Origin of the sequence: Streptomyces sp. DH24 (genome assembly GCF_029813775.1) — a bacterium.
Taxonomy (GTDB): Bacteria; Actinomycetota; Actinomycetes; order Streptomycetales; family Streptomycetaceae; genus Streptomyces.
This window is the reverse complement of record NZ_JARVKW010000003.1, coordinates 197,353-222,997: the sequence shown is the minus strand read 5'-3', so window position 1 is coordinate 222,997 and position 25,645 is coordinate 197,353. Positions and strand designations below refer to the sequence as shown.

Sequence of the window (25,645 nt, the reverse complement as noted above, 5' to 3'; positions counted from 1 at the left end):
CCGAACGTAGCACGGGGTCCGCCCCCGGAGTACCGGCCGTCGTTCACTCTTCGGGCATGGACACGCCCACCGTATCGAGAGCACTGGCCACCGAGGCCGTGCACGCCGGCCGCGACGATCTCGCCCGGCAGGGACTGCACGCCCCGCCGATCGACCTGTCCACCACCTACCCCTCGTACGACAGCCGCGGCGAGGCCGCCCGCATCGACGCGTTCGCCGAGACCGGCGCGGACCCGGACGGCCCGCCCGTCTACGCGCGGCTCGGCAACCCGACCGTCGCCCGCTTCGAGACCGCCCTCGCCAAGCTGGAGGGCACCGAGGCCGCGGTGGCCTTCGCCAGCGGCATGGCCGCGCTCAGCGCCGTCCTCCTCGTCCGTAACGCGATGGGGCTGCGGCACGTCGTCGCCGTACGGCCCCTGTACGGCTGCAGCGACCATCTGCTGACCGCCGGGCTGCTCGGCTCCGAGGTCACCTGGACCGACCCGGCGGGCATCGCCGATGCGCTGCGCCCGGACACCGGTCTGGTGCTGGTCGAGTCGCCGGCCAACCCGACGCTCGCCGAGGTCGACCTGCGGGCCGTCGCCCACGCCTGCGGCTCGGTGCCGCTGCTCGTGGACAACACGTTCGCCACGCCCGTCCTCCAGCGGCCCGCCGAGCAGGGCGCGCGGCTGGTGCTGCACAGCGCCACCAAGTACCTGGGCGGACACGGTGACGTGATGGCCGGTGTGGTCGCCTGCGACGAGGAGTTCGCCGGACGGCTGCGGCAGGTGCGGTTCGCGACCGGCGGCGTGCTGCATCCGCTGGCCGGCTATCTGCTGCTGCGCGGCCTGTCCACGCTGCCGGTCCGGGTCCGGGCCGCGTCCGCGAACGCCGCCGAACTCGCCGGCCGCCTCGCCGCCGACCCGCGCGTGGCCCGCGTGCACTACCCGTCGATCGGCGGCGCGATGGTCTCCTTCGAGGTGCACGGCGACCCGCACGACGTCATCGCGGGCGTCCGGCTGATCACCCCGGCCGTCAGCCTCGGCAGCGTCGACACGCTGATCCAGCACCCGGCGTCCATCAGCCACCGCATCGTGGACGCCGACGACCGCCGCGGCGCCGGGGTGAGCGACCGGCTGCTGCGGATGTCGGTGGGCCTGGAGGACGTCGACGACCTGTGGAACGACCTGGACGCGGCGCTCGGGGAGCCCGCCGCTCCGACCACGCTGCACGCGGCGCTGGCCAGGGACTGAGCCGGGGGACGGGGCGGCACGGACCGCCCCGGAACGTCGACCGGCCCGGCGGGGGACCCCGCCGGGCCGCTCGTTCACCGGACCGCCCGTTCACCGGGCCGTGCGTGACCTTGGCCGTGCGAGTCGCTCTGGCTGTACGCGGCGGTTCGGTCGTGCGGGCGGCCTCCGCCGTGTGCGGCGGTTGGGTCCGGGCGTAAGGGCCGCTTCCGTCGTACGGGTTGCTCTGGCTGTTTGCGGCCGTCGGTCGTACGGGCCGCTTCCGCCATGCCCACCGGACCGGTCCCGCACGCCCGTACCGCCGTGCCCGCCGGACCGGTCCCGCAGGCCCCTTCCGCCGTGTCCGTCGTCTGCGGCCGGGCGCGTGCCTTCAGTCGCGGGGGGTGGCGATCCGCTGCCCGCGCTCCTCCCGCGGCGGCCGGGAGGCGAGCCGTGCGCCGTCCAGGCGGGCCGTGATGACGAGGGTGCCCTCCTCGATCTGGTAGTCCAGCGGCAGGCCCAGGCCGCGCATCGCGGCGACCATGCCGGTGTTGGACGACTGGGTCACGGCGTACACGCTCTCGCAGCCCGCCTCGGCGGCCATCGCCACCAGCCTGCCGAGCAGTTCGCCGCCGATGCCGCGCCGCTGCCAGCCGTCCTCGACGAGCAGGGCGACCTCCGTCTCGTCGCCGTCCCACAGCAGATGCCCGAGACCGACGACGCGCCCCGAGGCGGTCTGCACGGCGAGCGTGCGGCCGAAGCGCGGGCTGAGCAGGTGGTTGAGGTAGCGGTCGGCGTCACCGACCGGCCCGTGGTACCGCATCGCGAGCGTCCGCGCGGAGCACCGCTCGTGCATCTCCCTGGCGGCCTCCAGGTCACCCTGGTCGGCGCGGCGCACCGTGATGTCGTTGCCCTCGGGCAGCGTCAGCACGTCCTGGCTGCCCGGCACCCGCGGCCCGAGCCGGGAGTCCAGCTCCACCAGGGCACGCGCCCGGGCGAACTCGGTGGGCGTGAACGGCAGGTACGGCCGCTCCACGGCGATCACTCCGCCCTCCGGTGCGCGCAGCCGCATCACGGTGTCCTCCAGGGCGCCCTCCACCGGCACGTTCTCCGGCGTCCGGCCACCGGCGACCGGCGCGGCCGGCAGCGAGCGGATGGTGCAGCGGCCGAGCAACTGCCGCAGCGCGAGGGGCAGTTCGGCGGCGTCCAGCGCCGTGCGGGTGGCGAGCCCCAGGATCCGGGTCGGGGCGTCCACCAGGTCGTGGGCGTCGGCGCGCTCGACCCAGGTGTCCGCGCCGCCCGCCGAGGACACCGCCCGCGTCATGTCGCCCGCCGCGAGCCCGGCCGGGGCGCGCAGCAGGAACTCGTCCACGGTGCCGTCGGCCAGCGGGTGCGTCTGGAGGCTGAGGATGTCGACGCGGTGCCCGGCGAGGACCGTGCACAGCGCGGCGAGCGATCCCGGCTCGTCCTTCACCGTCGTCCGCATCCGCCACAGCGTGGTCTCCCCGCCGGTGGGGCCCGGCTCCCGCCGCGGCTCCTCGGACGGCCCGGCCTGCTGGTCCGAGGGCAGCGGCCGGGCGCCGGTATCGTCCGCCGGCGGTGCGTGCCCGTGGCGGCGTGCCCACCAGGTGTGGAACGCGGCCGTGGCGATCAGCAGGACCGCCGACACCAGCAGCAGTTCGGGTCCGTCGGGGCCGTGCCCGACGAGGTTGGCCACGGCGTCCGCGACCGCCACCGCCGTGAACAGGGCGGCGAGTTCGATCAGGTCCCGCCGCCAGTGGTGCACGGGGCGTCCGTGCCTCGCGCGCGTCACATCAGCTACGTCTCGACTCATGCAGCCACTGTGAAGGAATGGTGTTGCGCGATCACGAACGCTCTGTGACTGACGGGTAAAGCCTGCTTCTGTCCCTTTTGTAAAACTTTGGACAGGTGGGCGGCGGCAGCCGCGCACCGGGGGATGACGCCGATGCGCGGCACGCCTCTCAGGCTACGGGAGTGAACGGGCCGGTGATCACTGGCCGACCAGGCCCGGCTGGAGCACCTTGGTGAACAGCACCGTGCCGTCCTGCTCGCGCAGACGCACCGTCATCTCGCCGCTGTCGCCGTCGATGTCGACCTCGCCGAAGAACTGGTAGCCGCCCGCGGGCGAGACGTTCGAGGCGGTCGGCGCCTTCACGAACACGCGCTCCGGACCGAACGTGCCGTCCAGCGCGCTCGCCGGGAAGGCACCGGCGTTCAGCGGCCCCGACACGAACTCCCAGAACGGCTCGAAGTCGGCGAAGGCGGCCCGCGACGGCTGGTAGTGCTGCGCCGAGGTGTGGTGCACGTCGGCCGTCAGCCACACCGTGCCGGTGATCCGCCGGTGCTTGACGAACCGCAGCAGCTCGGCGATCTGCAGCTCACGGCCGAGCGGCGCGCCCGGGTCGCCCTGCGCGATCGCCTCGAAGTGCCGCTTGCCCTCCCCGCCGTCCGGCACCACGAGACCGATCGGCATGTCGGCGGCGATCACCTTCCACACCGCGCGCGACCGCGACAGCTCCCGCTTCAGCCACTCCAGCTGCTCCCGGCCGAGGATGCCCTGCGGGTCCACGGTCTGGTCGTCGGTCGAGTTGGCGTTGCGGTACGTCCGCATGTCCACCACGAACACGTCCAGCAGCGGGCCCTGCCGCAGCACCCGGTACAGACGGCCCTCGTCGGCGCCGGGCCGCAGCGTGGACACCGGGTAGTACTCGCTGAACGCCCGCAGGGCCCGCGAGGTCAGCACGTCGACGCTCCGCTCGGTGTAGCGGGTGTCGGAGTCCGGGACCGTCTGGCCCGGGTACCAGTTGTTGCGCACCTCGTGGTCGTCCCACTGGACGATCGTCGGAACCTGGGCGTTGAACCGCCGGAGGTTCTCGTCGAGCAGGTTGTAGCGGAAGTTGCCGCGGAACTCGGCGAGGGTCTCGGCGACCTTGGACTTCTCCTCGGTGGTGACGTTCCGCCAGGTGCTGCCGTCCGGCAGGGCCGCCGTCGCCGCGATGGGGCCGTCGGCGTAGATGGAGTCGCCGCTGAGCAGGAAGAAGTCCGGGTCGAGCCGGGCCATCGCGTCGTAGATGCGGTAGCCGCCGAACTCCGGGTTGATGCCCCAGCCCTGCCCGGCCAGGTCGCCGGACCACAGGAAGCGCACCCCGTCGCGGCGGCGGACCGGCGCGGTGCGGAACGTGCCGGTGACCGGCTCGCCGGTACGGCGCGGGTCGTCCGGGTCGGCGAGCAGCACGCGGTAGTGGATCTGCTCGCCGGCCGGCAGCCCGCGGAGCCGGGTCGTGCCGGTGAAGTCGGTGCCGGCGTCCAGCAGCGGGCCCTGCCATCTGCGCGGGTTGCGGAACGACTCGGTCGCGGACGTCTCGACGATCATGCGGGCCGGGCGGTCGGAACGCACCCAGACGAGCCCCGAGTTGGCGGTCACGTCCCCCGTCTGCACACCCCAGCCCGCCGCGGGGCGGCCGGACCGGGCGAACGCCGGGGCCGCGCCCAGCGCGGTGGGCAGAGTGAGGGCCGCCGACGCGGCGAGGGAGCCGCGCAGCACGCTGCGGCGGGCGGGGAGCGGACGGTCTGACATGGCTGCGCCTCCAGGGACGTGATCCGGCCAGTGTGCAGTGCCACACCTACTGGTGCGCCGCAGCGCACACGCAAACCCCAAGTGAACAACCGGCCGCACCCGGAAGGGAACCGGTACGGAACGGACACCGCCGCGCACGCGACGAGCCCACGCCGGCCGCCCCCGGGCCACCGCGTCGCGGCCCGCGCCATCAGCCGCACGCCCGCCCGGAACCGCTCCGGGGGCCCATGCGCGTACCCGCGGACCGGGCGGACACCGGCCGGCTCCTCGTCGCCGGCACGCGCGTGCGTGGAGTGCGACAGCGACCGTACGGCCACCCCGGCCCCGGTCACGCGCGTGAGGAGCCGTCCCTCGGGCCCGTACCGCCGCGGCAGCGTCACGGCAGGTGCAGGCCTGCCGCGATCCCGGACACCTCCGCACCGGGGAAGTGCTCCTCCAGCGCCGCCACGAGCGCGTCGCACCGCGCGCGGTAGGCACGCCCGCAGCGGCGCAGCTGACGGTCGTGGCCCCGTGCTCCACGAACCGGGCGAACAGCGCCTGGTCGAGCGTCGGATGGCCGAGATCCGTCGTCCGCTCGCGCGCCACCACCTCGTCGGCCGGCGGCTCGGGCACCAGCAGTCGGCCGAGCCGCAGCCCCGGTGCCGGCGACTTGCTGACCGAGCCCGAAAGGCACGGCCACGCGCGCGTGCCGGTGCCGACGCGGCGGCGGCAGCGGCTCCCACGCGGCCGTCCAGGAACCGGAACGGCCAGGGCCGCCCGGCTCGTTCGGCGCCGACGTCATGAAGGCGACCCACCGCCCCTTAGGGGCCCCACCCGTGAATCCGTCACCACGATGGGAAGACCACAGCGACCGTACGCGGTCCTGGAGCGCCCGTGGACGCCAAGAACCTGTCCAGCGCACCGACGCCGAGTCGGCGCACCGTACGCCGTCGACCTGTCCCGCCTCACCCCGCGCGGCTCACGGTTTCGGTGAGCGGCTGCCGTCGAGGACGACCCGTGCGACCAGGGCCGGATCGTCGTTCATGGGGACGTGACCGCAGCCGGGCAGCCGCACGAGCCGCGCCCGCGGCATCACGTACTTGGCCCGCACGCCCTGCCGGGGCACCAGGAGGCGGTCCCTGCTGCCCCACGCCACGGTGACCGGGACACCGGTCACGTCCTCGGTGAACCGCACCTCCCGACCGCTGCGCAGGATCTCGTCGAACCCCTCGGCGCGGGCCAGCGCGAGCGTCTCGGCGACCACCGCCTCGGGTGAACGGCGGCCCGGACGGGCGTAGATCGTGCTCGTCAGCACCGCGCGGCCGGCCGCCGAACGCGCCAGTCGCCGGACCACCGGCAGGGGTGTCCGGCGCGCGCTGTGCCGCATCGCCTTCAGGACCCCGAAGGCGTAACGGCGCTCGGCCCCCGTCCAGAAGCCGGCCGGGGACAGTGCCGTGACGGACCGCACGCGCTCGGCGCGGGCGAGTTCCAGGGCCAGCAGGCCGCCCAGCGAATTGCCGGCCACGTGCGGCCGTTCGATCTCCAGCGCCTCGCACAGGGCGCCCAGCACGGCGCTCATCGTCGGCAGGTCGTGGGCCAGGCTGGCCGGCAGCGCCGACGACCCTCCGCAGCCCGGCAGGTCCACGGCGATCACGTCGCGCTCGGCCGCGAGCACGGGTATGACCGGGTCCCACGCCTGCCGGTGGTGACCTATGCCGTGCAGCAGGAGCAGCGGCTCACCGGTTCCCACCCGCCGGTAGGAGACGGTCAGGGGCTCCGGGCCGCGAGGCGTGGGGATCGTGACGGAGACGGTTGCGGACATGCTGCTCCTCGTCGGACTCGACGGTGCGAACGTTGTGGGACAGACTGTCAGCAACTGTTACCGGCGGGTAGTCCCCGGAGTCGACCGGCTCGCGGCGCGCGGCGGGACGTCCTGGACTCCGTCCCGCGCGTGGGCTGGGATGGGGCGGTGAGCACGGACATCGCGACCGACGTCTTCGAAGAGCACCGCCCCGTCCTCATGGGCGTCGCCTACCGCATGCTGGGGCGCGTGGCCGACGCCGAGGACGTCGTCCAGGAGGCCTGGCTGCGCTGGTCGGGCACGGACCGTTCCGCGGTGCGCGAGCCGCGCGGCTACCTGGTGCGCGTCACCACGCACCTGGCCGTCGACCGGCTCCGCCGGATCAAGGCGAGCGGCGAGACCTACGTCGGCCCCTGGCTGCCCGAGCCCTACGCCACCCGCTACGCCGACACCGTCCCGGACGCCGAGGAACGGGCCGTGCTCGCCGACTCCGTCTCCCTCGCCCTGCTCGTCGTCCTGGAGTCGCTGTCACCGCTGGAGCGCGCCGTGTTCGTCCTCAGGGAGGCGTTCGGCTACCCGCACAGCGAGATCGCCGCCATGCTCGACCGCGGTGAGGCGGCCGTGCGCCAGCTCGCCGGGCGGGCCCGCAGACACGTCGAGGAACGCCGGCCGCGCTACGAGGTCGACCCCGAACAGCGCCGCGACCTCACCGAGCGGTTCCTCGCCGCGGCGGCCGACGGCGACCTCGAAGGCCTCATGTCGATGCTCGCGCCCGACGCCCGCCTCGTCGGCGACAGCGGCGGCAAGGCCAGGGCGCCGCTGCGCGTCGTGGAGAGCGCGGACAAGGTCGGCCGCTTCCTCGCCGGGGCGGCCCGCAAGGCCCAACCCGACCTGACCTACCGCTTCCTGGAGCTCAACGGCGGCCCCGCGGTCCTCATCCTGTCCGGCGGCGAACCCGACGCCGTCTTCCAGGTGGAGGTCGCCGACGGGCGCGTCCAGACCGTCTACGTCATCCGCAACCCGGACAAACTGCGCTCCCTGACCGCCTAGCGCACGCCCCGCCCCGCGTTCCCACGCGAGCCCGGCGATGGGCCGATTGGTCTTGACCAAGGGTGAGGGCCGCCCTATGGTCGCAGATAAGTGAAACAACCTTTAATAAACAAGGGCGCTGAAACGCCGCCGAGCCAGGGCGATCGCGGAGGACAGGGTGGGGACCACGCAGCTGGAATCGGTGCCGGAGCCGAAGTACTGGCACCTCAAGACCGTGCTCAGTGAGGCGCTGGACTCGGAGTTCACGGTGGGTGAGATCCTGCCGAACGAGCGCGACCTCGCCGCCCGCTTCGGCGTCGCCCGCGCCACACTCCGCCAGGCTTTGGAGCAACTCGAACTGGAAGGCCGCCTCCAGCGCCGCCGCGGCGTCGGTACGACCGTGGCGCCGCCCCGCGTGGGCGTGTCGGTCGGCACCGAGCAGCACGCCTGGCCCGGCGCGGCCGGCGACGCCTGGCAGCCCGTCGACTCCGACCTGAGCGCGCCGCCCGCCGTCGTCGCCGGCATCCTCGGCACCGGCCGGGGCGAGGCCGTGCACACCGTGCGCCGCTCCCGCACGTCGCACGGCCAGCCGGTCGCCGCCGAACTGCTGTACATCCCGGCGGCGTCCGTGCCCGACCTGACCGCCATCGACGCACCGTCCGGTCCCGCACGCGCGCGTGCCGTCCTGCGCGAACTGCAGCGGCTGGACCTGGAGCGCCAGGAGAACGCCGTCGAGCTCGGCTCGGCCCGCGCGGACGACGCCAAGGAACTCGACCGGCTCCCCGGCGCCCCGGTCCTCGTCGTCACGACGCGCTACTTCACGGCGGACCGCGTCGCCGCCGTGTCCGTCGCGACGTACCGCGCCGACACCTGCCGCCTCACGTTCGGCGAGACGGGCGGAGTGCAGATCCACGAGGGCCCGCAGCGCCGGGCGTCCTGAGGGCGGGACGCGTCCGCGGACAGTCGCCGGTGCGGCCGGGAGCGGCGCGACAGCGCGATTCGCGGGCCGCCGGGGCGATGGGGGCAGTCGAGAGCCTGGGGAGGGGGCGCGGGCGGCAACCCGGTGGCGCCGGGCCGCGCGACCCACCCCGCCGCCGGCGCAGCGCCGGGCGTCCCGCAGTCCCGGACACGCCGACGCCCCCTCACCCCGCCCTCACAGGTCACCGCCCCGTGACGGTCCCCTCCACCGCGAACAACTGCTCCTCCACGTGATCCAGCGCGAGCCGCAACGCCCCCGTGGCCACCGCGGCCTCCCCGAGCAGGGACAACGCCACCTTCGGCGGCCGCAGGCAATACCGCGCCAACTCCCGCCGCAACGGCTCCAGCACACCGTCCAGGCCGGCCGCCCAGCCGCCGACGACGACCAGTTCGGGGTCGAGCGCCAGCACCAGCGCCGCCACGTCGTGCACGAGACGCTGGAGGAAACGGTCGACCGCCGCACGGGCCCGCTGGTCGCCCTGCCGGGCCTGCGTGAACACCTCGGCGACGGCCTGCTCGTCCAGCGGGTGCAGCGGCTCGTCCGTGGTCGACAGCAGCGTCTCCGGCGTCGCCTCGCGCCCCAGCAGGTGCAGCGCGCCGATCTCACCGGCGGCCCCGCCGTACCCCCGGTGCAGCCGCCCGCCGATCAGTGAACCGGCGCCCGGGCTCAGCCCGGCCAGCACGAACACCACGTCGTCGGACTCGGTCGCCGACCCCTTCCAGTGCTCGGCGACCGCGGCGGCGTTGGCGTCGTTCTCCACCAGCACCGGGCACTTGAACGACCGGCTCAGCCGCTCGCCCAGCCGCAGCCCCGTCCACTCGGGCAGCGCCGTACTCAGCCGCACCGTGCCGTCCGCCTCCACGATCCCCGGCGTCGCCACCCCCACGGCCCGCAGCGACCCGCGTGCCACACCGGCCCGGCGCAGCAGTTCGGCGACGGCGGTGCGCAGCCGTTCCAGGCGCTCGTCGGCGGAATCGGTCTCGCCGACGGTCTTGGCCTGGGCGCCGATGACGCGCCCGTCCAGGTCGGCGAGGAGCGCGGCGACCCGGTGCGGGCCGATCTCCAGCCCCAGCAGGTGCCCGGCCTCGGCCCGGAACCTGAACCGGCGGGCCGGCCGCCCCTGCTTGCGGGCGGCGCCCTCCTCGGCCGCCTTCTCCACGACGAGCCCGGCCTCGATCAGCCCTTCGACGACGCCCTCGACGGTCGGCCGGGACAGACCCGTCACCCGGGTGATCTCGGTCAGTGTCGCGCAGTCCGTGGCACGCAGCGCGTGCAGCACCACCGCGGAATTGATCCTCCGCAACAGCGAGGGATCCCCGCCGGTCAGCCGCCCCACCGTCCGTCCTCCCAGCTCGTGCGCATGTTGGCCGGATCGTACTCGGCACCGGGCACCCCGGCGACCGGGGGCACCCCGCCGCCCCGCCCCGCGCCCGAGTCAGCCGGGGGCCACGAACCCCGACTCGTACGCCGTGATCACCGCCTGGGTGCGGTCCCGCGCCGCCAGCTTCGCCAGCACCGCGCTCACGTGCGACTTCACCGTCTCCGTCCCGACGACCAGGCGCGCCGCGATCTCCGCGTTCGACAGGCCGCGTGCCATCAGCCGCAGCACCTCGGCCTCCCGCTCGGTCAGCCGGGCCCGTGCCAGGACCGCCCGGGCGGCCCGGTTCCCGCCGCCGTCGCCGTACTCGGCGGCGAGTCGCCGCACCGAGGCGGGGAACAGCAGCGAATCGCCCTCGGCGATCAGCCGCACCGCGTGCACGATCTCGGCGGGCCGCGCCCGCTTCAGCAGGAACCCGTCCGCGCCCGCCCGCAGCGCCTCGTACACGTACTCGTCGTTCTCGAACGTCGTCACCACCAGGATCCGCGGCGGCGCGTCCACCGTCCGCAGCAGCGCCCGGGTGGCCTCGATGCCGTCCATGAGCGGCATACGGACGTCCATCGCGACCACGTCGGGCCGCAGTTGGCGCACCAGCGGGACGACCGCAGCCCCGTCGGCCGCCTCCCCGACGACCTCGATGTCGGACTGCGCCTCCAGCACGGCCCGCAGGCCCGCGCGGACGAGGGGTTCGTCGTCGACGAGGAGGACGGTGACCGGCATCCGGTCAGCGTAGATCAACGCAGTGGCAGTTCCACCCGGACCTGCCAGTCGCCGGCGTCAGGACCGGTCCACGCGTGCCCGCCGAGCAGCGCCGCGCGCTCGTGGATGCCGCGCAGCCCGCTGCCACGGCCCGCGTTCGGGGCATCGGCGGCGCCGAGGGCATTGCGGACCTCCAGCGCGAGCAGCTCGTCCGCGACGCCGATCCGTACCCGCGCGGGGACCGCCCCGGAGTGCCGCAGCACGTTCGTCAGGGCCTCCTGGAGGATGCGGTAGCCCTCGCGGGAGACCGGGCCGGGCACCCGGTCGAGCGGGCCGGTCACCTCCGCGTCCACCTTCGCCCCGGAGCGGCGCGCGGACTCCAGCAGCCGGTCGGCGTCCGTCAGCGTGGGCCGCGCGCTCACCGGCCGGTCCGCCTCGCGCAGCACGCCGAGCACCCGCTCCAGGTCCTCCAGCGCGGTCCGGCCGGTCTCCTCGATCGCGGTCAGCGCACGCTCCGTGAACTCCGCGCTGCCGGCCGCCCGCGCGGCCCCCGCCTGCACGACGGCCACCGTCAGGGCGTGCCCGATGGAATCGTGCAGCTCACGGGCGATGCGGGTGCGTTCGAGGAGCTGGTCGGTGCGCTCCTCCAGGGCGGCCAGCCGCTCCGCCGCCGAGGGGCCGAGCAGCACGCGTGCCAGAAACGTGACGAGTTCGCCCAGCGCGACGACCGCCGCGTACAGCAGGACGAGCGGCAGCGGCACCAGCAGCGCGTACGCCCAGTGCGGGGCGAGGTCGCGCAGCACGGGGATGTCCCGCCCGGCGCTCCCGGCGGCGGCGACGGCCAACTCGTAGGACAGGGAGGGCAGCCAGACCGTCACCAGGGCCGTCACGGCGCCGAGCGCCATCCGGGTCTCCAGCCACAGCACGGTCCGGGCGCGGTCCCGCCAGGTCGCCGCCGCTGCCGCCGCGATACCCGGGTCGGACGCGCCGGGCGTCAGCAGCAGCCGCGCCTGCACGCCCTCGCCGAGCCGCACGGCCGGGATCAGCCCGACCGGGACCAGCACGAGCGCGGGCACCCACGGGGTCGACATGTCGATGAACATCCACACGGAGACCGCCAGCACCGGCACCCACAGGTGCAGCAGGCGTGTGTAGGTGGCCCCCCGGAGCAGGGGCCGCAGCAGGCGGACCATTCCGTCATCGTGCCAGCCGGCACCGACACCGGACCTCCCCCGCGCGGGGGAGGCGATCCCCACCGGCGGGGGAGGCCCAGGACCCGCCCCGGCGGCCAGGCTGAGGCCATGACCAGCATCGACGTCCAGGACCTCACCAAGGAGTACGGCACCCGCCGGGCCGTGGACCACCTCACCTTCCGCGTCCCGCCCGGCCGCGTCACCGGCTTCCTCGGCCCCAACGGCGCCGGAAAGTCCACCACCATGCGGCTCGTCCTCGGCCTCGACCGGCCGACCTCGGGAACCGCCACGATCGGCGGGCGCCCCTACCCCGCGCTCGGCGAACCCCTGCGCCACGTCGGCGCGTTGCTCGACGCACAGGCCGCCCACGGCTCCCGCACCGGCCGCGACCACCTGCGCGTGCTCGCCGCGAGCAACCGCATCCCGCGTCGGCGGGTCGAGGAGGTGCTGGAGGAGACCGGTATCGCCCCGGTGGCGCACCGCCGGGTCAAGACCTACTCCCTGGGCATGCGGCAGCGGCTGGGCATCGCCGCCGCCCTGCTGGGCGACCCCGAAGTGGTCATGCTCGACGAGCCGTCCAACGGACTCGATCCCGAAGGCATCGTCTGGATCCGCGGGTTGCTGCGCCGCCTCGCGGGGGAGGGCCGCACCGTACTGGTCTCCAGCCATCTGATGAACGAGACCGCGTCCTTCGCCGACCACCTCGTCGTCCTGGGCCGGGGCCGCCTGCTGGCCGACACCCCGATGCGGGAGTTCATCCACGCGCGCGTGCGGCCCCGCGTCCGCATCCGCACGACGGACACCACCGCGCTGAGCGGCCTCCTCACCGAACACGGGCACGACGCCGTGCGGCACGAGGACGGGCACTGGACCGTGCACGACGCGCGCGTGGACGACATCGGCCGGCTCGTCTCCGCCGCGGGCGTGCCCGTCCTGGAACTGGCCTCCGAGGAGGCCACGTTGGAGCAGGCCTATCTCGGTCTGACCGCGACCGAGACCGAGTTCACCGCACCGCCGCAGGAGGCCTGACCATGGCGTTCGCGCCCGTGCTCCACGCCGAGTGGCTGAAGATCCGTACCCTGCGCGCGCTGCCGGGCACTTTGCTGGCACTGTTCGCCGCGACCACGACGTTCTCCGCGCTCGCCGCGTCCTCGGACTCCTCCGAACCGGACTCCGACCCGCTGTTCACGGCGCTGTCCGGGGTGCTGCCCGGCCAGATCGCCGCGATCGCCTTCGGCGCCATGGCGGTGTCCTCGGAGTTCCCCGGCGGGCTGAGGCTGTCGCTCTCCGCCGTGCCGCGCCGTGGCCGGTGGTTCGCGGCCAAGGCGGTGGCCGTCGCCCTCCCCGCACTCGCCGTGGGGCTGGTCACCGCCCTCGCCGCGCTCCTCGTGGGCCGCGCCGGGCTCGGCTCCGCCGCCGACGGTCTCACCCCGGGCGAACAGGCGCGCGGGGTCGTCGGCTGCGGCGTCTACCTGATGCTGATGGCCCTGTTCGCCGCCGGCCTCACCGCGCTGCTGCGCAGCGGCCTGGCCGCGCTGTCCCTGCTGATCCCGCTGGTCGTCGTCGTGTCGTTCGTGATCGGCGACGCGGCGGGCACGGCCGCCGACTTCCTGCCCGACCGGGCCGGACAGGTCGTCATGCGGGAGACGTACGACGCCGCCCTCGGCCCGTGGACGGGGCTCGCGGTGACCGCGCTGTGGACGACCGGGGCGCTGCTGGCCGGGGCGTGGAGCGTGCGCCGCCGGGACGCCTGACAGGGCGGCGCCTGACGGGACGCCAATTGTCAGTGGCGGCGGGTTTACTGGATCACATGGACATCGCGCGGGCCCTCGCCAGGATCGAGCTGCTGTGCTCCGGGGACCTCCCCGCGGAGCACGGCGGACCGGGATGCGCATCCCGCGGACCCGGCTACACCGTGGCCGAGTTGACGACGAGCGGCGACTTCTGGGAGCGCGGCCCGGCCGAGTGGGAGCGGACCGAGGAGCAGTTCGACGCCTACCGGGACGGCCTGAGCGAGCGGCTGACCGCGCGCTGGGGCGCGCCCCACCTCGTCGGCCTGGCCGGCGTGTTCGAGCGCTCCCAGAGCGGCGAGGACATACCCGAGCCCTGGGGCACCCTGAGCTGCCATGTGCCGGACCTGCACCTGTGGCGCATACCGGACCGGGACCGCTGGATGGCCCTCGGCGTCTCCCAGTGGGACAGGGAACTGCCGTTCCAGCTCCTGGCCGTCGTCACGGACGTCGACCCGCCCTGACCCGCTACGCCTCGGCGGCGGCCCTGAGCCTCGCGAACTCCTCGGCCATCGTCGCGGCCGTCCAGTGCGCGTTCAGCCCACTGGGGTTGGGCAGCACCCACACACGCGTGTCCCCGATGGTCCGCTCCTGCGGCCCGACCTGCGCCTTCCGGTCGTCGAACGCCGCCCGGTAGGCCGTCACACCGACCACCGCCAGCCACCGCGGCCGCAGCCGCGCCACCTTCAGGGCCAGCAGCCGCCCGCCCTCCCGGTACTCCTCGGCGGTCAGCTCGTCCGCCCGCGCGGTGGCCCGCGCGACGACGTTCGTGATGCCGAGCCCGTACGACAGCAACTCGCCCTGCTCCGAGGGCTTCAGCAGCCGCGGGGTGAACCCGGACAGGTGCAGCACCGGCCAGAACCGGTTGCCGGGCCGGGCGAAGTGGTGACCCGTCGCCGCGGTCATCAGGCCCGGGTTGATGCCGCAGAACAGCACGCGCAGGCCGTCCGCGACGACGTCCGGTACGAGACGGTCGCGGGCGGCCTCCAGCTCGGCGGCGGTGAAGCGCGGCATGCCGGGTGACGGGTCAGAGGATCGCGCCGGGCGTGTAGCCGGCGGCCTCCGGGTGCTGCTTGACGATCTCCTCGACGCGGCCGACGACGGCGGCCACCTGGTCGCCCGCGGCGCCCGTGAAGGACAGCTTGTCGGCCATCAGCGCCTCCAGGCCGACCCGGTCCAGCGGGATGCGCTCGTCGGCGGCGAGCTTGTCGAGCAGGTCGTTGCGCTCGGCGCCCCGTTCGCGCATGGCGAGGGCGGTCGCGACCGCGTTCTCCTTGATCGCCTCGTGCGCGACCTCACGGCCGACGCCCGCGCGCACCGCGCCCATCAGCACCTTGGTGGTGGCGAGGAACGGCAGGTAGCGGTCCAGCTCCCGGGCCACGACCGCCGGGAACGCGCCGAACTCGTCGAGCACCGTCAGGAACGTCTCCAGCAGACCGTCCAACGCGAAGAACGCGTCCGGCAGCGCGACCCGGCGCACCACCGAACAGGACACGTCGCCCTCGTTCCACTGGTCGCCCGCCAGCTCGCCGGTCATCGACGCGTAGCCGCGCAGGATCACCATCAGGCCGTTGACGCGCTCGCAGGAGCGGGTGTTCATCTTGTGCGGCATCGCCGAGGAGCCGACCTGGCCCGGCTTGAAGCCCTCGGTGACCAGCTCGTGCCCGGCCATCAGCCGGATCGTCTTCGCCAGCGACGAGGGGGCCGCCGCCAGCTGCACCAGCGCGGTCACCACCTCGTAGTCCAGCGAGCGCGGGTAGACCTGGCCGACCGAGGTGAACGCCTGCGAGAAGCCCAGGTGACCGGCGATGCGCTGCTCCAGCTCGGCGAGCTTGCCCGCGTCGCCGCCGAGCAGGTCGAGCATGTCCTGGGCGGTGCCGACCGGGCCCTTGATGCCGCGCAGCGGGTAGCGGCCGAGCAGTTCCTCGACGCGGCCGTACGCCACGAGCAGCTCGTCGGCGGCGGTGGCGAAACGCTTGCCGAGGGTGGTGGCCTGCGCGGCGACGTTGTGCGAGCGGCCGGCCATGACCAGCTCGCCGTACTCGCCGGCCAGCTTGCCCAGCCGGGCCAGCACGGCCACGGTCCGGTCGCGCATCAGCTCCAGCGACAGGCGGACCTGGAGTTGCTCGACGTTCTCCGTCAGGTCGCGGGAGGTCATGCCCTTGTGCACGTGCTCGTGCCCGGCGAGGGCGTTGAACTCCTCGATGCGCGCCTTCACGTCGTGCCGCGTGACCTTCTCGCGCTCCGCGATGGAGGCCAGGTCGACCTGGTCGAGGACCCGTTCGTAGGCGGCGAGCGCCTCGTCCGGCACGTCGATGCCGAGGTCCTGCTGGGCACGCAGCACGGCGAGCCAGAGCCGGCGCTCCAGCTTCACCTTCTGCTCGGGCGACCAGAGCGTGGCGAGCTCGGCCGAGGCGTAGCGTCCGGCGAGGACGTTCGGGATGCGGGGCTTGGCGGGAGCAGAAGTCACGTGTACGGATTCTACTGGCGATTCGTGCAGGTCGGCGCCACGGGTCGGTTCGTGGAAACCTACGAGAGCCGGCCGCCGCGCCCGCCGGACCCGTGGGCACGCGCGTGCCTACGCCGACGGCCCGTCGAACCGCAGCAGTTCGGGCCCCTCCAGCGGCAGCAGTGCGGGGCGCTTGGGCGGGCGGCCGTCGCCGGAGGAGCGGCCCGTCAGGCGGCGGCCGATCCATGGCAGCAGGTGCCGGCGGGCGAACCGGACGTCCGCGACGCGCCGTGCGGCCCAGCCCGGCGGCGGCGTCAGCGCCATCGGCGCGTGCCACTCGGGGTCCTCCGGCTCGTACCCGAGGCTCTGCCACACGGCCTCGGCGACCCGGCGGTGGCCCTCCGCCGTCAGGTGCAGCCGGTCCACGTCCCACAGTCGCGGGTCGGCCAGCGAGGGCGCCCCGTACAGGTCGACGACCAGCGCTCCGTGCCGGGCGGCGAGGTCGTCGACGCAGGCGAACAGCGCCTCCATGCGCGGCCGGAACCGCTCCAGGACGGGACCCTGCCGGCCCGGGCTGCGCATCAGCACCAGCTGCTTGCAGTTCGGCGCCAGCCGCTCCACCGCCTCGGTCAGCAGATCGCGCACCCGGCCCATGTCGCACTTGGGGCGCAGCGTGTCGTTCAGCCCGCCGACCAGCGTGACCACGTCGGCCCGCATGGCCGCCGCCACCTTGACCTGCTCGTCGACGATCTGCTGGATGAGCTTGCCGCGCACGGCGAGGTTGGCGTACCGGAAGCCGGGCGTGCGGGCGGCCATCCGGGCGGCGAGGAGATCGGCCCAGCCCCGGTAGGAGCCGTCCGGCAGGAGGTCCGACATACCCTCGGTGAAGGAGTCGCCGACCGCGACCAGGCTGGTGTGGGTGGGGTTCGTCTGCATGGCGACAGAAAGCGTAGCGCGTGCACATACCCAGCGGTCGGTCCCCCTGTCCGCACGGGTCCCCCTGTCCGCAACGGGTCCCCGCGTCCGCAGGGGTCCCCCCTCGTTGGCAGGGTCCCCCCGTCCGCACGGGTCCCCGCGTCCGCACGGGGCGCGGCGCCACCCGCCCGTGCCCGCCCCGCGAGCCCGCATGCGCGGGGCTGGGCTGGGCGGGGCGCGGCAACGAGGCTCGCTGCCCCGGCCCTCTCAGGTCCGCTGCCCGAACAGCTCCTGCAGCACGTCCTCCATGGTCACCAGACCCGCCAGCCGCCGGTCGGCGCCGAGCACGGCCGCCAGATGCGTACGGCTGCGGCGCATCGCCGTCAGCACGTCGTCCAGCGGCGTGCTCTCCCGTACGCGCGCGATGGGCCGCATGTCCCGCAGCCCGAACGGCACGTCCCGCGGCGAGGCGTCCAGCGCGTCCTTCACGTGCAGGTAGCCGACGATCCGGCGCCCCTCGTCCACGATCGGGAAGCGGGAGAAGCCCGACTGCGCCGACAGCGCCTCCAACTGCTCGGGCGTGACGCCCACGCGCGCGTAGACGACGCGTTCCAGTGGCAGCACCACGTCCCGGACCGGACGGCGGCCCAGCTCCAGGGCGTCGTGCAGCCGCTCCCGGGCGCGGTCGTCGATGAGGCCCGCCTCGCCGGAGTCCCGCACGATCCGGGCCAGCTCGTCGTCCGAGAACGTCGCCGCGACCTCCTCCTTGACGTCCACCCGCAGCAGCGTGAGCAGCGCGTTGGCGAACGCGTTGATGGTGAAGATCACCGGCCGCAGCGCCCGGGACAGCGCCACCAGCGGCGGACCGAGCAGCAGCGCGCTGTGCACCGGCTCCGCGAGCGCGATGTTCTTCGGCACCATCTCGCCCAGCAGCATGTGCAGGTACGTCGCCAGGGCCAGCGCGATCACGAAGGACGCCGCGTGGCCCGCGCCGGACGGCACGCCCGTCGCGTGGAACACCGGTTCCAGCAGGTGCTCGATGGCCGGCTCCGCGACGATACCGAGGACCAGGGTGCACAGCGTGATGCCGAGCTGGGCGGCGGCCATCAGCGCGGACACGTGCTCCAGCCCCCACAGCACGCTCTTCGCGCGCCGGTCGCCCTCCTCGGCGTACGGCTCGATCTGGCTGCGGCGCACGGAGATCAGGGCGAACTCGGCGCCGACGAAGAAGGCGTTCAGGACCAGGGTCGCGAGACCGATCAGCAGCTGTACGACGGTCATCGTCCGTCCGCCCCCTTCTCGTGCGTCACGCGTGTCCGGCGCGCCCGGTGAGGCGGACCCGTCTCGTCGGCGAGCGGCGCGCGCATCAGCACGCGGGCCGCCCGGCGTCCCGTGGCGTCCAGGACCGTCAGCCGCCAGCGGGCGACGTCCAGGGTGTCGCCCACGGCGGGGATGCGGCCGAGCTCGGTCGCGACCAGACCGGCCAGGGTCTCGTACGGGCCCTCCGGCGGGCGCATGCCGACCTGGACCAGGTGGTCGACGCGGGCCGCGCCGTCCGCCGAGTACAGGGCGTGCCCGTCCTCGTCGGTGCCGGCCGCGGCGATGTCGGGGGTCTCGTGCGGGTCGTGCTCGTCCCGCACCTCGCCGACGACCTCCTCGACGATGTCCTCCAGCGTGGCCACGCCGGCCGTGCCGCCGTACTCGTCGATGACGACGGCCATCGTGCGCCTGCCCGACAGCCGGTCCAGGAGCCGGTCGACGGTCAGCGACTCGGGCACCAGGAGCGGTTCGCGCATCAGGTCGGAGACCGGCACGCGCGGGCGGCGTTCCGCGGGCACCGTCAGGACGTCCTTGATGTGGGCGGTGCCCACGACCGCGTCGAGGCTGCCGCGGTAGACCGGGAACCGGGACAGGCCGGTGGCCCGCGTCGCGTTCGCCACGTCCTCGCAGGAGGCCTGCGCCTCCAGGGCGACGACCTGCACGCGCGGGGTCATGACGTTCTCCGCGGTCAGGTCGGCGAGGTTCAGGGTCCGCACGAACAGCTCGGCGGTGTCGGCCTCCAGGGCGCCCTTCCTGGCGGAGTGCCGGGCGAGCGCCGCGAGTTCCTGCGGTGAGCGCGCGGAGGCCAGTTCCTCGGCGGGCTCCACGCCCAGGCGGCGCACCACGCGGTTCGCGGTGTTGTTGAGGTGCGTGATGAAGGGCCGGAAGGCGGCGCTGAACCAGCGCTGCGCGCTGCCCACCCGCTTGGCGACGACCAGCGGCGAGGAGATCGCCCAGTTCTTCGGCACCAGCTCGCCGACGACCATCAGGAACACCGTCGACAGGGCCGTACCGATGACCAGCGCCAGCGAGGACGCCGTGGACCGCGAGACGCCCAGATCCTCCAGCGGGCCGGCGATGAGCGCGGCGATGGACGGCTCGGCGAGCATGCCGACCACCAGATTGGTGACCGTGATGCCGAGCTGCGCGCCGGAGAGCTGGAAGGTCAGGTTCCGTACGGCCTTCAGGGCGCCCGGGGCGCCGCGTTCGCCGCGCTCGGCCGCCGCTTCCAGGTCGCCGCGCTCGACGGTGGTGAGCGAGAACTCGGCCGCGACGAACGCGCCGCAGGCCAGCGACAGCAGGATCGCCACCAGGAGCAGGAGCACTTCGGTCATCGGGTCACCTCCGTCCCATGATCGGGCAGGCGGGGGTGGTTCGCGCGATGTCGCGTACTGGGAGGCTCGCCCATGGGCGGACGCTCACACCTTTCATGGAGGACCGAGTGGTCGTCGTGGCCGTCCAAGGGTAAAGGACGGGCAAAGTCCGGCGGGCGGGCCGACCGTCGCCTACTCGGTGAGGGGCTTCACCCAGCGCCGCCACTTCTCCTCGGGCGTGTACCCGGCCGCCCGCCAGGCATGGTGCGCGGTCTCGTTGCGGGTGAGGACCATCGCGTCCGCGCGGCGACCGCCGAGCCGAACGAAGCGTTCCTCGGCGGCGGCCAGCAGGGCCGACGCGATGCCCTGCCGCCGGCGGCCGGGGTGCACCGCCAGCCGGTACAGATGGCAGCGCCAGCCGTCGAAGCCGGCGATCACCGTGCCCACCAGGTCGCCGTCGAGCTCCGCCAGGATCAGCGCCTGCGGGTCGCGGGCGACCAGGCGTTCCACGCCGTCCCGGTCGTCGCTGATGCTCGTGCCCTCGGCGGCCGTCTTCCAGAAGGCCAGCACGGTGTCGAGGTCCTCGGGCCCGGCGGCCCGGATACGCGGTGCGGTCATGCGGCGATCACACCACGCACGTCCCGCCGCGACCGGGCATTCCGGCATCCGGACGCCCAGGCACCCGCGGTCGCCCGGTCACCGGCGCGAACGCCTCGCGCCCGGCTCCGAAACGGTCGGCGCGAGATCCCCCTGGCAGTCGGTCACCTGAGGCCGTCGCGGGTGGATCACTCGTGCGCGATGGCCGCCAGCACGTTCATGCGGGAGGCCCGCAGCGCGGGCAGCAGCGCCGCCACGACGCCCACCACCGCCGAGCCGATCACGACCGCCACGATCGTGCCCCAGGGGATCGCCAGCGCCCGCATGCCCTGCAGCGCCAGCACCTGCTGTGTGCACACGCCCCACACCAGACCCAGACCGAGCCCCAGGACCGCGCCGAACACCGCGATCACCACCGACTCCAGGCGGATCATCCGGCGCAACTGACGCCGGGCCAGCCCGATGGCCCGCAGCAGCCCGATCTCGCGGGTGCGCTCCACCACCGACAGCGCCAGGGTGTTCACCACGCCGAGCACCGCGATGCCGATCGCCAGCCCGAGCAGCGCGTACACGAGGTACAGCAGGACGGAGATCTGGTCGTGCACCAGCTCCTTGTAGTCGGCCTGGTCCCGGACCTGCACCTGCGGATACGGGGCGAGCGTCCGCTCCAGCCGGTCGCGCAGCGCGTCCGCGCCGGTGCCGGGGGCCGCGTTGACGTACAGCGCCGCCTCCTGCCCGCCCGGCACGTACGTCTCGGCGGTCGCGATGCCGAAGAACAGCCCGCCCCGCACGCCGAAGCCCTCGGCGGCGTCCTGGTCGGTGAGGGCCCGCACGGTCAGCTCGGTGCGCCGCCCTGCCGGGAACTCGACCGGTAGCACGCTGCCCACCCGCACGCCGTGCTCCCGCGCGAAGCCGACGTCCATGGCGAGCGCCCCGTCCGCCAGCGCCGCCGCCGTGTCCCCGCTCGCGTACGCCACGTGGGCCACGTCGTCGACACCGTCGTCGTAGCCCGCGGCGGTGGTCTCGATCCGCTCGCCGTCCGGCAGCCGTACCGCCAGCGGCGCGAAGCGCTGTCTGACGACCTGGCCGACGCCCTCCGTGGCGCGGACCTCGGCGGTGATCTCCGGCGAGAACGGCCTGAAGTTGCTGTTCTGGACGACGAAGTCGGCGCCCAGCGTCTTGTCGATCTGCTGGTCGAAGGACTCCGACATCGAGGCACTCGCCACCGACATCCCGCCGACCAGCGCCAGACCCACCATCAGGGCCGCCGCCGTGGCGCCCGTGCGGCGCGGGTTGCGCAGCGCGTTGCGCTGGCTCATCCGGCCCACCGGCCCGAACACGGCCGGGAAGGCACCGCCCAGCACGCGGATCACCGGCCGCACCAGCAACGGCCCCGCGATCACGGTCGCGACCAGCGTGAGGACGACACCGAGCCCCAGCAGCCAGGCCGCCGAAGCCGTCCGCGTCGCCGCCACGCAGCCCACGAGAGCCACCGCGCCGAGCACCCCGACGACGCCGCCCACCACCGCGCGCGCCCTGAGCGGCCGGCCCACCCCGGCGACCTCGGCGTCCGCCAGCGCCGCCATCGGCGACACCCCGGCCGCCCGCCGCGCCGGAAGGTACGCCGCCACGAAGGTCACACCGACCCCGACGACGTACGCCGTCACCGGGGTGACCCAGCCGACGACCATCTCCGTGGTCTTCAGGTTCATGCCGAACGCACTCATCAGCCGGATCAGCCCCGCCGCGAGCCCGATGCCGGCCGCCAGGCCCAGCGTGGAGCCGACCAGGCCCAGCAGCACAGCCTCGGTGAGCACCGACCGCCGCACCTGCCGCCGGTCGGCGCCGAGCGCCCTGAGCAGCCCCAGCTCCCGGGTCCGCTGGGCGATCAGCATCGAGAACGTGTTGACGATCAGGAAGACGCCGACCAGCACGGCGATCCCGGCGAAGCCCACCATCACGTACTTGATCACGTCGAGGAACGTGCCGAGCTCGTCCGTGGCCGACTCGGCCTGTTCGTCCGCGGTGCGCACCTCGTAGCGGCCCGCGCCCAGCTCCGCCGTGATCCGGCGCGCGAGTTCGGCGTCGCTCACGCCGGGGGCCGCGTCCACGGAGACGCCCGTGGCCCGGTCGGCGGACCCGAGCAGCCGGGTCTGCGCGGTCCGCCGGTCGAGGAAGACGAGGGAGGCGCCGGGGTTCGTGGTGGTGAACGTGGCGATGCCGACGATCCGCACCCTGAAGGACCCCGGTGGGGCCAGCACGGTCAGGGGGTCGCCGATCTCCAGGTGCTTCTTCGCGGCGGTGTCGGCGTCGAGCAGGGCCTCGCCGTCGCCGCGCGGGGCACGGCCCGAGGTCAGTGCGACCGGGCTGCGGTCGGTGACGTACCAGTTCGTGGCGATGGTGGGGGCGCCGGTGGTCGACCCCACCGGATCGTTGCGCTCGTCGACGACCGTCACGTACTCGACGTCCACGTCCAGATGGGTCGCCCCGGCCCCGTCGACCCGGGCGATCCGTCCGGCGAGCGAGGCGGGCAGGGTCTGTACGGCGCCGGCCGACCGGGAGGCCTTCAGCCCTTCCTTCGGCTCCACCGTCACGTCGGCGGACGTGGACGCGAACAGCCGGTCGAAGGTACGCGTGACGGTGTCGGAGAAGATCAGGCTGCCCGCGACGAACGCCACGGACAGCACGACGGCCAGCGCGGACAGCAGCAGCCGCCCCTTGTGCGCGAGGAAACTCCGGAGCGTCGCCTTCAGCACGTCGTCAGTCCCCCCGGGAGACGGCGTCGGCCGGACCACCGCCCTCGACCCGGCCGCGGACCACGTCGAACCGCTTCATCCGCTCCAGCACGGCCTCCGCCGTCGGCCGGGCCATCTCGTCCACGATCCGGCCGTCCCCCAGGAAGAGCACCAGGTCGGAGTGGGCGGCGGCCCCGGGGTCGTGGGTGACCATCACGACCGTCTGGCCGAGATCGTCGACGGCGTTCCGCAGGAAACCGAGCACCTCAAGGCCGGCCCGCGAGTCGAGGTTGCCGGTCGGCTCGTCCGCGAAGATCAGCTCGGGCCGGGAGGCCAGCGCCCGCGCGCAGGCCACACGCTGCTGCTGACCGCCGGACAGCTGGGCGGGCCGGTGCCGCAGCCGGTCGCGCAGCCCGAGCGTGTCGATGACCTGGTCGAGCCACTTCTCGTCGGGCTTCCGGCCCGCGATGTCCATGGGCAGCGTGATGTTCTCCAGCGCGTTCAGCGTCGGAATGAGGTTGAACGACTGGAACATGAAGCCGATCCGGTCCCGGCGCAGCCGCGTCAGCTCCCGCTCCTTCAGACCGGTGATCTCCGTGTCGCCGAGCCACACCTGACCGGCCGAGACCGTGTCGAGCCCCGCCAGACAGTGCATCAGCGTGGACTTCCCGGAGCCCGACGGACCCATCACGGCGGTGAACCGGCCGCGCGTGATGTCCACGTCGACCGCGTCCAGGGCGAGCACCGTCGTCTCGCCCGAGCCGTACGCCTTGGTCAGGCCGCGGGCGCGGGCGGCGGTCCCGTCGGGCGACGCGCGGCCGGGCGCGTGCTGTGCGGCGGGTGTGGACAAGGCTGCCTCCTCGGTGGCTCCTCGTGCCCGGGCGACCGGCGCCGTGCCGGGGCCCCGAGCCCAGTGTGACCCAAGACACGGCTGATAATCGTCCGCGGGGCACGCGGGCGCCGGGAGCCCTTGCCCGTGCTAGCGATTTGGCGCTAGCTTCGAGGTATGGCGAAGACCCAGCTGAACGTACGAGTGGACGAGGGCACCGCCCGCGCCGCCCGCGAACGCGCCCTGGCCCGCGGGATGAGCGTCAACCGCTACATCGAGGAGCTGGTCAGACAGGACACCGGCGAGGTCGGCCACACCTTCGTGGAGGCCGCCGCCGACTTCATGAAGCAGTACGAGTCCGTGTTCGCCGAGGAGTTCGGCCCGGACCGTGAAGGCACGCGCGAAGGTCGCCACTGAACCGTTGAGCAATCTGAGAATCGACCTCGCCTGGCTGCTGATGCTCGCCGAACAGAAGACACCGGGGGACCCGCAGATCACCGACTGGGGAGCCCTCGTCGCCGCCGTCGCACGCCACGAGGCCGAGATATTCGACGTCCCCGTCTACGACACCCCGCACGCGCGTGCCGCCGCGCTGCTCCAACTGCTGATGCACGTCCCCGCGCTGGAGCGTTCCAACGCGCTGTTCGCCTCCGCCGTCGCCTACGCCTACCTCGTCGCCGGCGGCGCGAAGGTCGTCACCTCGCCCGTGCAGGTGCGGGAGCTGGCCCGGCTGGTCAAGAGCGGCGAGGCGTCCGTCCAGGACATCGCCGAGGAACTGCGCCAGTGGAGCCTGTGACCTGACCTGACCTGACCTGACCTGACCTGACCTGACCCGACCTGGCCGGACCTGACCTGACCCGACCTGGCCGGACCTGACCTGACCTGACCGGTCCGCGCGCCTACTCGTCGGGCCCCGGACGCCGGGCCGTGCCCAGCACGCAGTACGACGTGGGCAGTGTCGGGCCCTTCTCCGGCATCATCGTCCGCCGGTAGGGGCCCAGCTCGAACCCGGCCTCCCGCAGCGCCCCCACCGGGTCCCGGGAGAGATGGCAGCCGCCGTTCAGCCGGGGCCACAGCGTCCGGTCCAGCGCGCGCTGCGTGAACGTCATCGCCCGGCCGCCGCCCGCGCCGTGCTCGAAGAACCGCACGACACCACCCGGACGCAGCACCCGCCGCACCTCCGCGAGGGCACGCGGCACGTCGCGCACACTGCACAGCACCAGCGAGACGACCGCCGCGTCGAACGCCTCGCTCTTGACGGGCAGCGCCTCCGCCGCGCCCGGCGCCACGTCGACGGGCACCTCGGCACGCAGGGCCGCCTCGACCGCCAACTGCCGCAGCACGCGATCCGGTTCGATGGCGACGACCTCGGAGACGGTGCCCGGATAGTGCGCGAAGTTCAGGCCGTTGCCCGCGCCGATCTCGATCACCCGGCCGGAGAGCCCGGCGAGCAGCCTGCGCCGCACCCCGGCCATCCCCATCCGGGCCTCGGCGGTGACGCTGACCCGCGCGTAGTACCGGGCGAACAGCGGATGATGGACGGCATCGCGCGCCCCCCTGCCGGAACCGCCTGACCGCAACGCCATGGGGACCTCCCTAGCAGCACTGGCGACTGGCCTCGGAGCGATTGTCCCCCCCGAACCCGGCCGAGCCACCCCCACCGGTGCGCACCGGGCTCACGGGGCGTGGGACGCGGCGCCGGCCCCGAGGGCGGCTGTACGGCGGGGCCGCGTCAGCATCCGAACGACGGGTGCTTCCGGCGCCCAACGCCGAAGGGCTGCTTCCGGCCCGCAACGCCGAGGGACTGCTTCCGGCCCGCAACGCCGAGGGACT

Annotated in this window: 23 protein-coding genes and 1 pseudogene; 8 read left to right on the top strand and 16 right to left on the bottom strand. The window is 74.0% G+C overall.

All coding sequences use genetic code 11. The features are described from left to right. Positions 1-56: 56 nt before the first annotated feature. Complete coding sequence (locus QC282_RS03580) at positions 57-1,232, top strand: PLP-dependent aspartate aminotransferase family protein (RefSeq protein WP_279547692.1); 1,176 nt, start codon at positions 57-59, stop codon at positions 1,230-1,232. Positions 1,233-1,599: 367 nt separating this feature from the next. On the opposite strand, the gene QC282_RS03575 is transcribed toward QC282_RS03580, so the two are convergent. From QC282_RS03575 to QC282_RS03560, 4 genes and pseudogenes are all read right to left on the bottom strand, one after another. Continuing rightward, the gene (locus QC282_RS03575; protein WP_279547691.1) at positions 1,600-3,042 is read right to left on the bottom strand and encodes a GNAT family N-acetyltransferase; all 1,443 of its coding nucleotides are present in this window, start codon (positions 3,040-3,042) and stop codon (positions 1,600-1,602) included. 177 nt (positions 3,043-3,219) lie between these two features. Next, complete coding sequence (locus QC282_RS03570; protein WP_279547690.1) at positions 3,220-4,806, bottom strand: alkaline phosphatase; 1,587 nt, start codon at positions 4,804-4,806, stop codon at positions 3,220-3,222. A 179-nt stretch (positions 4,807-4,985) separates the two neighbouring features. Further along, positions 4,986-5,472, bottom strand: a pseudogene (locus QC282_RS03565) (PLP-dependent aminotransferase family protein); the annotation flags it as partial. A gap of 292 nt (positions 5,473-5,764) precedes the next feature. Then, positions 5,765-6,607 (bottom strand): alpha/beta fold hydrolase, encoded by an 843-nt coding sequence (locus tag QC282_RS03560; protein ID WP_279547689.1) that lies wholly within the window; start codon positions 6,605-6,607, stop codon positions 5,765-5,767. Positions 6,608-6,754: 147 nt separating this feature from the next. Here QC282_RS03560 and QC282_RS03555 point away from each other — a divergent pair, with 147 nt between their 5' ends. Further along, positions 6,755-7,636 (top strand): RNA polymerase sigma-70 factor, encoded by an 882-nt coding sequence (locus QC282_RS03555; RefSeq protein WP_279547688.1) that lies wholly within the window; start codon positions 6,755-6,757, stop codon positions 7,634-7,636. 157 nt (positions 7,637-7,793) lie between these two features. Continuing rightward, complete coding sequence (locus tag QC282_RS03550; protein ID WP_279547687.1) at positions 7,794-8,555, top strand: GntR family transcriptional regulator; 762 nt, start codon at positions 7,794-7,796, stop codon at positions 8,553-8,555. A 220-nt stretch (positions 8,556-8,775) separates the two neighbouring features. Here the strand turns inward: QC282_RS03550 and QC282_RS03545 are convergent, their stop codons facing one another. From QC282_RS03545 to QC282_RS03535, 3 genes are all read right to left on the bottom strand, one after another. After that, positions 8,776-9,930, bottom strand: coding sequence for an ROK family transcriptional regulator (locus tag QC282_RS03545; protein WP_279547686.1), 1,155 nt, complete (start codon positions 9,928-9,930; stop codon positions 8,776-8,778). A gap of 99 nt (positions 9,931-10,029) precedes the next feature. Continuing rightward, entirely contained in the window at positions 10,030-10,692 is a 663-nt protein-coding gene (locus QC282_RS03540) for a response regulator transcription factor (RefSeq protein WP_279547685.1), read from the bottom strand. A 14-nt stretch (positions 10,693-10,706) separates the two neighbouring features. After that, a complete protein-coding gene (locus tag QC282_RS03535; protein WP_279547684.1) occupies positions 10,707-11,864 on the bottom strand; it encodes a sensor histidine kinase in 1,158 nt (385 codons plus the stop codon). 108 nt (positions 11,865-11,972) lie between these two features. Here QC282_RS03535 and QC282_RS03530 point away from each other — a divergent pair, with 108 nt between their 5' ends. The 3 genes from QC282_RS03530 to QC282_RS03520 are packed head-to-tail and all read left to right on the top strand — an operon-like array spanning position 11,973 to position 14,118. Then, positions 11,973-12,893 (top strand): ABC transporter ATP-binding protein, encoded by a 921-nt coding sequence (locus tag QC282_RS03530; protein WP_279547683.1) that lies wholly within the window; start codon positions 11,973-11,975, stop codon positions 12,891-12,893. 2 nt (positions 12,894-12,895) lie between these two features. Next, positions 12,896-13,618, top strand: a complete 723-nt coding sequence (locus QC282_RS03525; protein WP_279547682.1) for an ABC transporter permease — start codon at positions 12,896-12,898, stop codon at positions 13,616-13,618. Positions 13,619-13,674: 56 nt separating this feature from the next. Next, a complete protein-coding gene (locus QC282_RS03520; RefSeq protein ID WP_279547681.1) occupies positions 13,675-14,118 on the top strand; it encodes a hypothetical protein in 444 nt (147 codons plus the stop codon). Between the two features lie 4 nt (positions 14,119-14,122). Here QC282_RS03520 and mug read toward each other — a convergent pair whose 3' ends face one another. From mug to QC282_RS03480, 8 genes are all read right to left on the bottom strand, one after another. Beyond that, positions 14,123-14,668, bottom strand: a complete 546-nt coding sequence (gene mug, locus QC282_RS03515) for a G/U mismatch-specific DNA glycosylase (RefSeq protein ID WP_279547680.1) — start codon at positions 14,666-14,668, stop codon at positions 14,123-14,125. Between the two features lie 13 nt (positions 14,669-14,681). After that, on the bottom strand, positions 14,682-16,124 hold the full coding sequence (gene purB, locus QC282_RS03510; RefSeq protein WP_279547679.1) for an adenylosuccinate lyase: 1,443 nt from the start codon (positions 16,122-16,124) through the stop codon (positions 14,682-14,684). A 108-nt stretch (positions 16,125-16,232) separates the two neighbouring features. Then, positions 16,233-17,039, bottom strand: coding sequence for an SGNH/GDSL hydrolase family protein (locus tag QC282_RS03505; protein ID WP_279547678.1), 807 nt, complete (start codon positions 17,037-17,039; stop codon positions 16,233-16,235). Positions 17,040-17,285: 246 nt separating this feature from the next. Further along, entirely contained in the window at positions 17,286-18,299 is a 1,014-nt protein-coding gene (locus QC282_RS03500; RefSeq protein WP_279547677.1) for a hemolysin family protein, read from the bottom strand. After that, a complete protein-coding gene (locus tag QC282_RS03495) occupies positions 18,296-19,672 on the bottom strand; it encodes a hemolysin family protein (RefSeq protein ID WP_279547676.1) in 1,377 nt (458 codons plus the stop codon). Before QC282_RS03495 ends, QC282_RS03500 begins: the two co-directional genes overlap by 4 nt. 171 nt (positions 19,673-19,843) lie before the next feature. Then, positions 19,844-20,269, bottom strand: coding sequence for a GNAT family N-acetyltransferase (locus QC282_RS03490; protein ID WP_279547675.1), 426 nt, complete (start codon positions 20,267-20,269; stop codon positions 19,844-19,846). Positions 20,270-20,436: 167 nt separating this feature from the next. Continuing rightward, positions 20,437-23,004, bottom strand: a complete 2,568-nt coding sequence (locus QC282_RS03485; RefSeq protein WP_279547674.1) for an ABC transporter permease — start codon at positions 23,002-23,004, stop codon at positions 20,437-20,439. Between the two features lie 4 nt (positions 23,005-23,008). Then, positions 23,009-23,833, bottom strand: coding sequence for an ABC transporter ATP-binding protein (locus QC282_RS03480; protein ID WP_279547673.1), 825 nt, complete (start codon positions 23,831-23,833; stop codon positions 23,009-23,011). A gap of 156 nt (positions 23,834-23,989) precedes the next feature. On the opposite strand from QC282_RS03480, the gene QC282_RS03475 reads away from it, so the two are divergent. Further along, a complete protein-coding gene (locus QC282_RS03475) occupies positions 23,990-24,229 on the top strand; it encodes a hypothetical protein (RefSeq protein ID WP_003988727.1) in 240 nt (79 codons plus the stop codon). A gap of 4 nt (positions 24,230-24,233) precedes the next feature. After that, positions 24,234-24,608 carry a fic family toxin-antitoxin system, toxin component gene (locus tag QC282_RS03470; RefSeq protein ID WP_279547672.1) on the top strand — a complete coding sequence of 125 codons (375 nt, stop codon included), beginning with the start codon at positions 24,234-24,236 and terminating at the stop codon, positions 24,606-24,608. Between the two features lie 103 nt (positions 24,609-24,711). On the opposite strand, the gene QC282_RS03465 is transcribed toward QC282_RS03470, so the two are convergent. After that, positions 24,712-25,398 carry a class I SAM-dependent methyltransferase gene (locus QC282_RS03465; protein WP_279547671.1) on the bottom strand — a complete coding sequence of 229 codons (687 nt, stop codon included), beginning with the start codon at positions 25,396-25,398 and terminating at the stop codon, positions 24,712-24,714. Between the last annotated feature and the right edge of the window lie 247 nt (positions 25,399-25,645).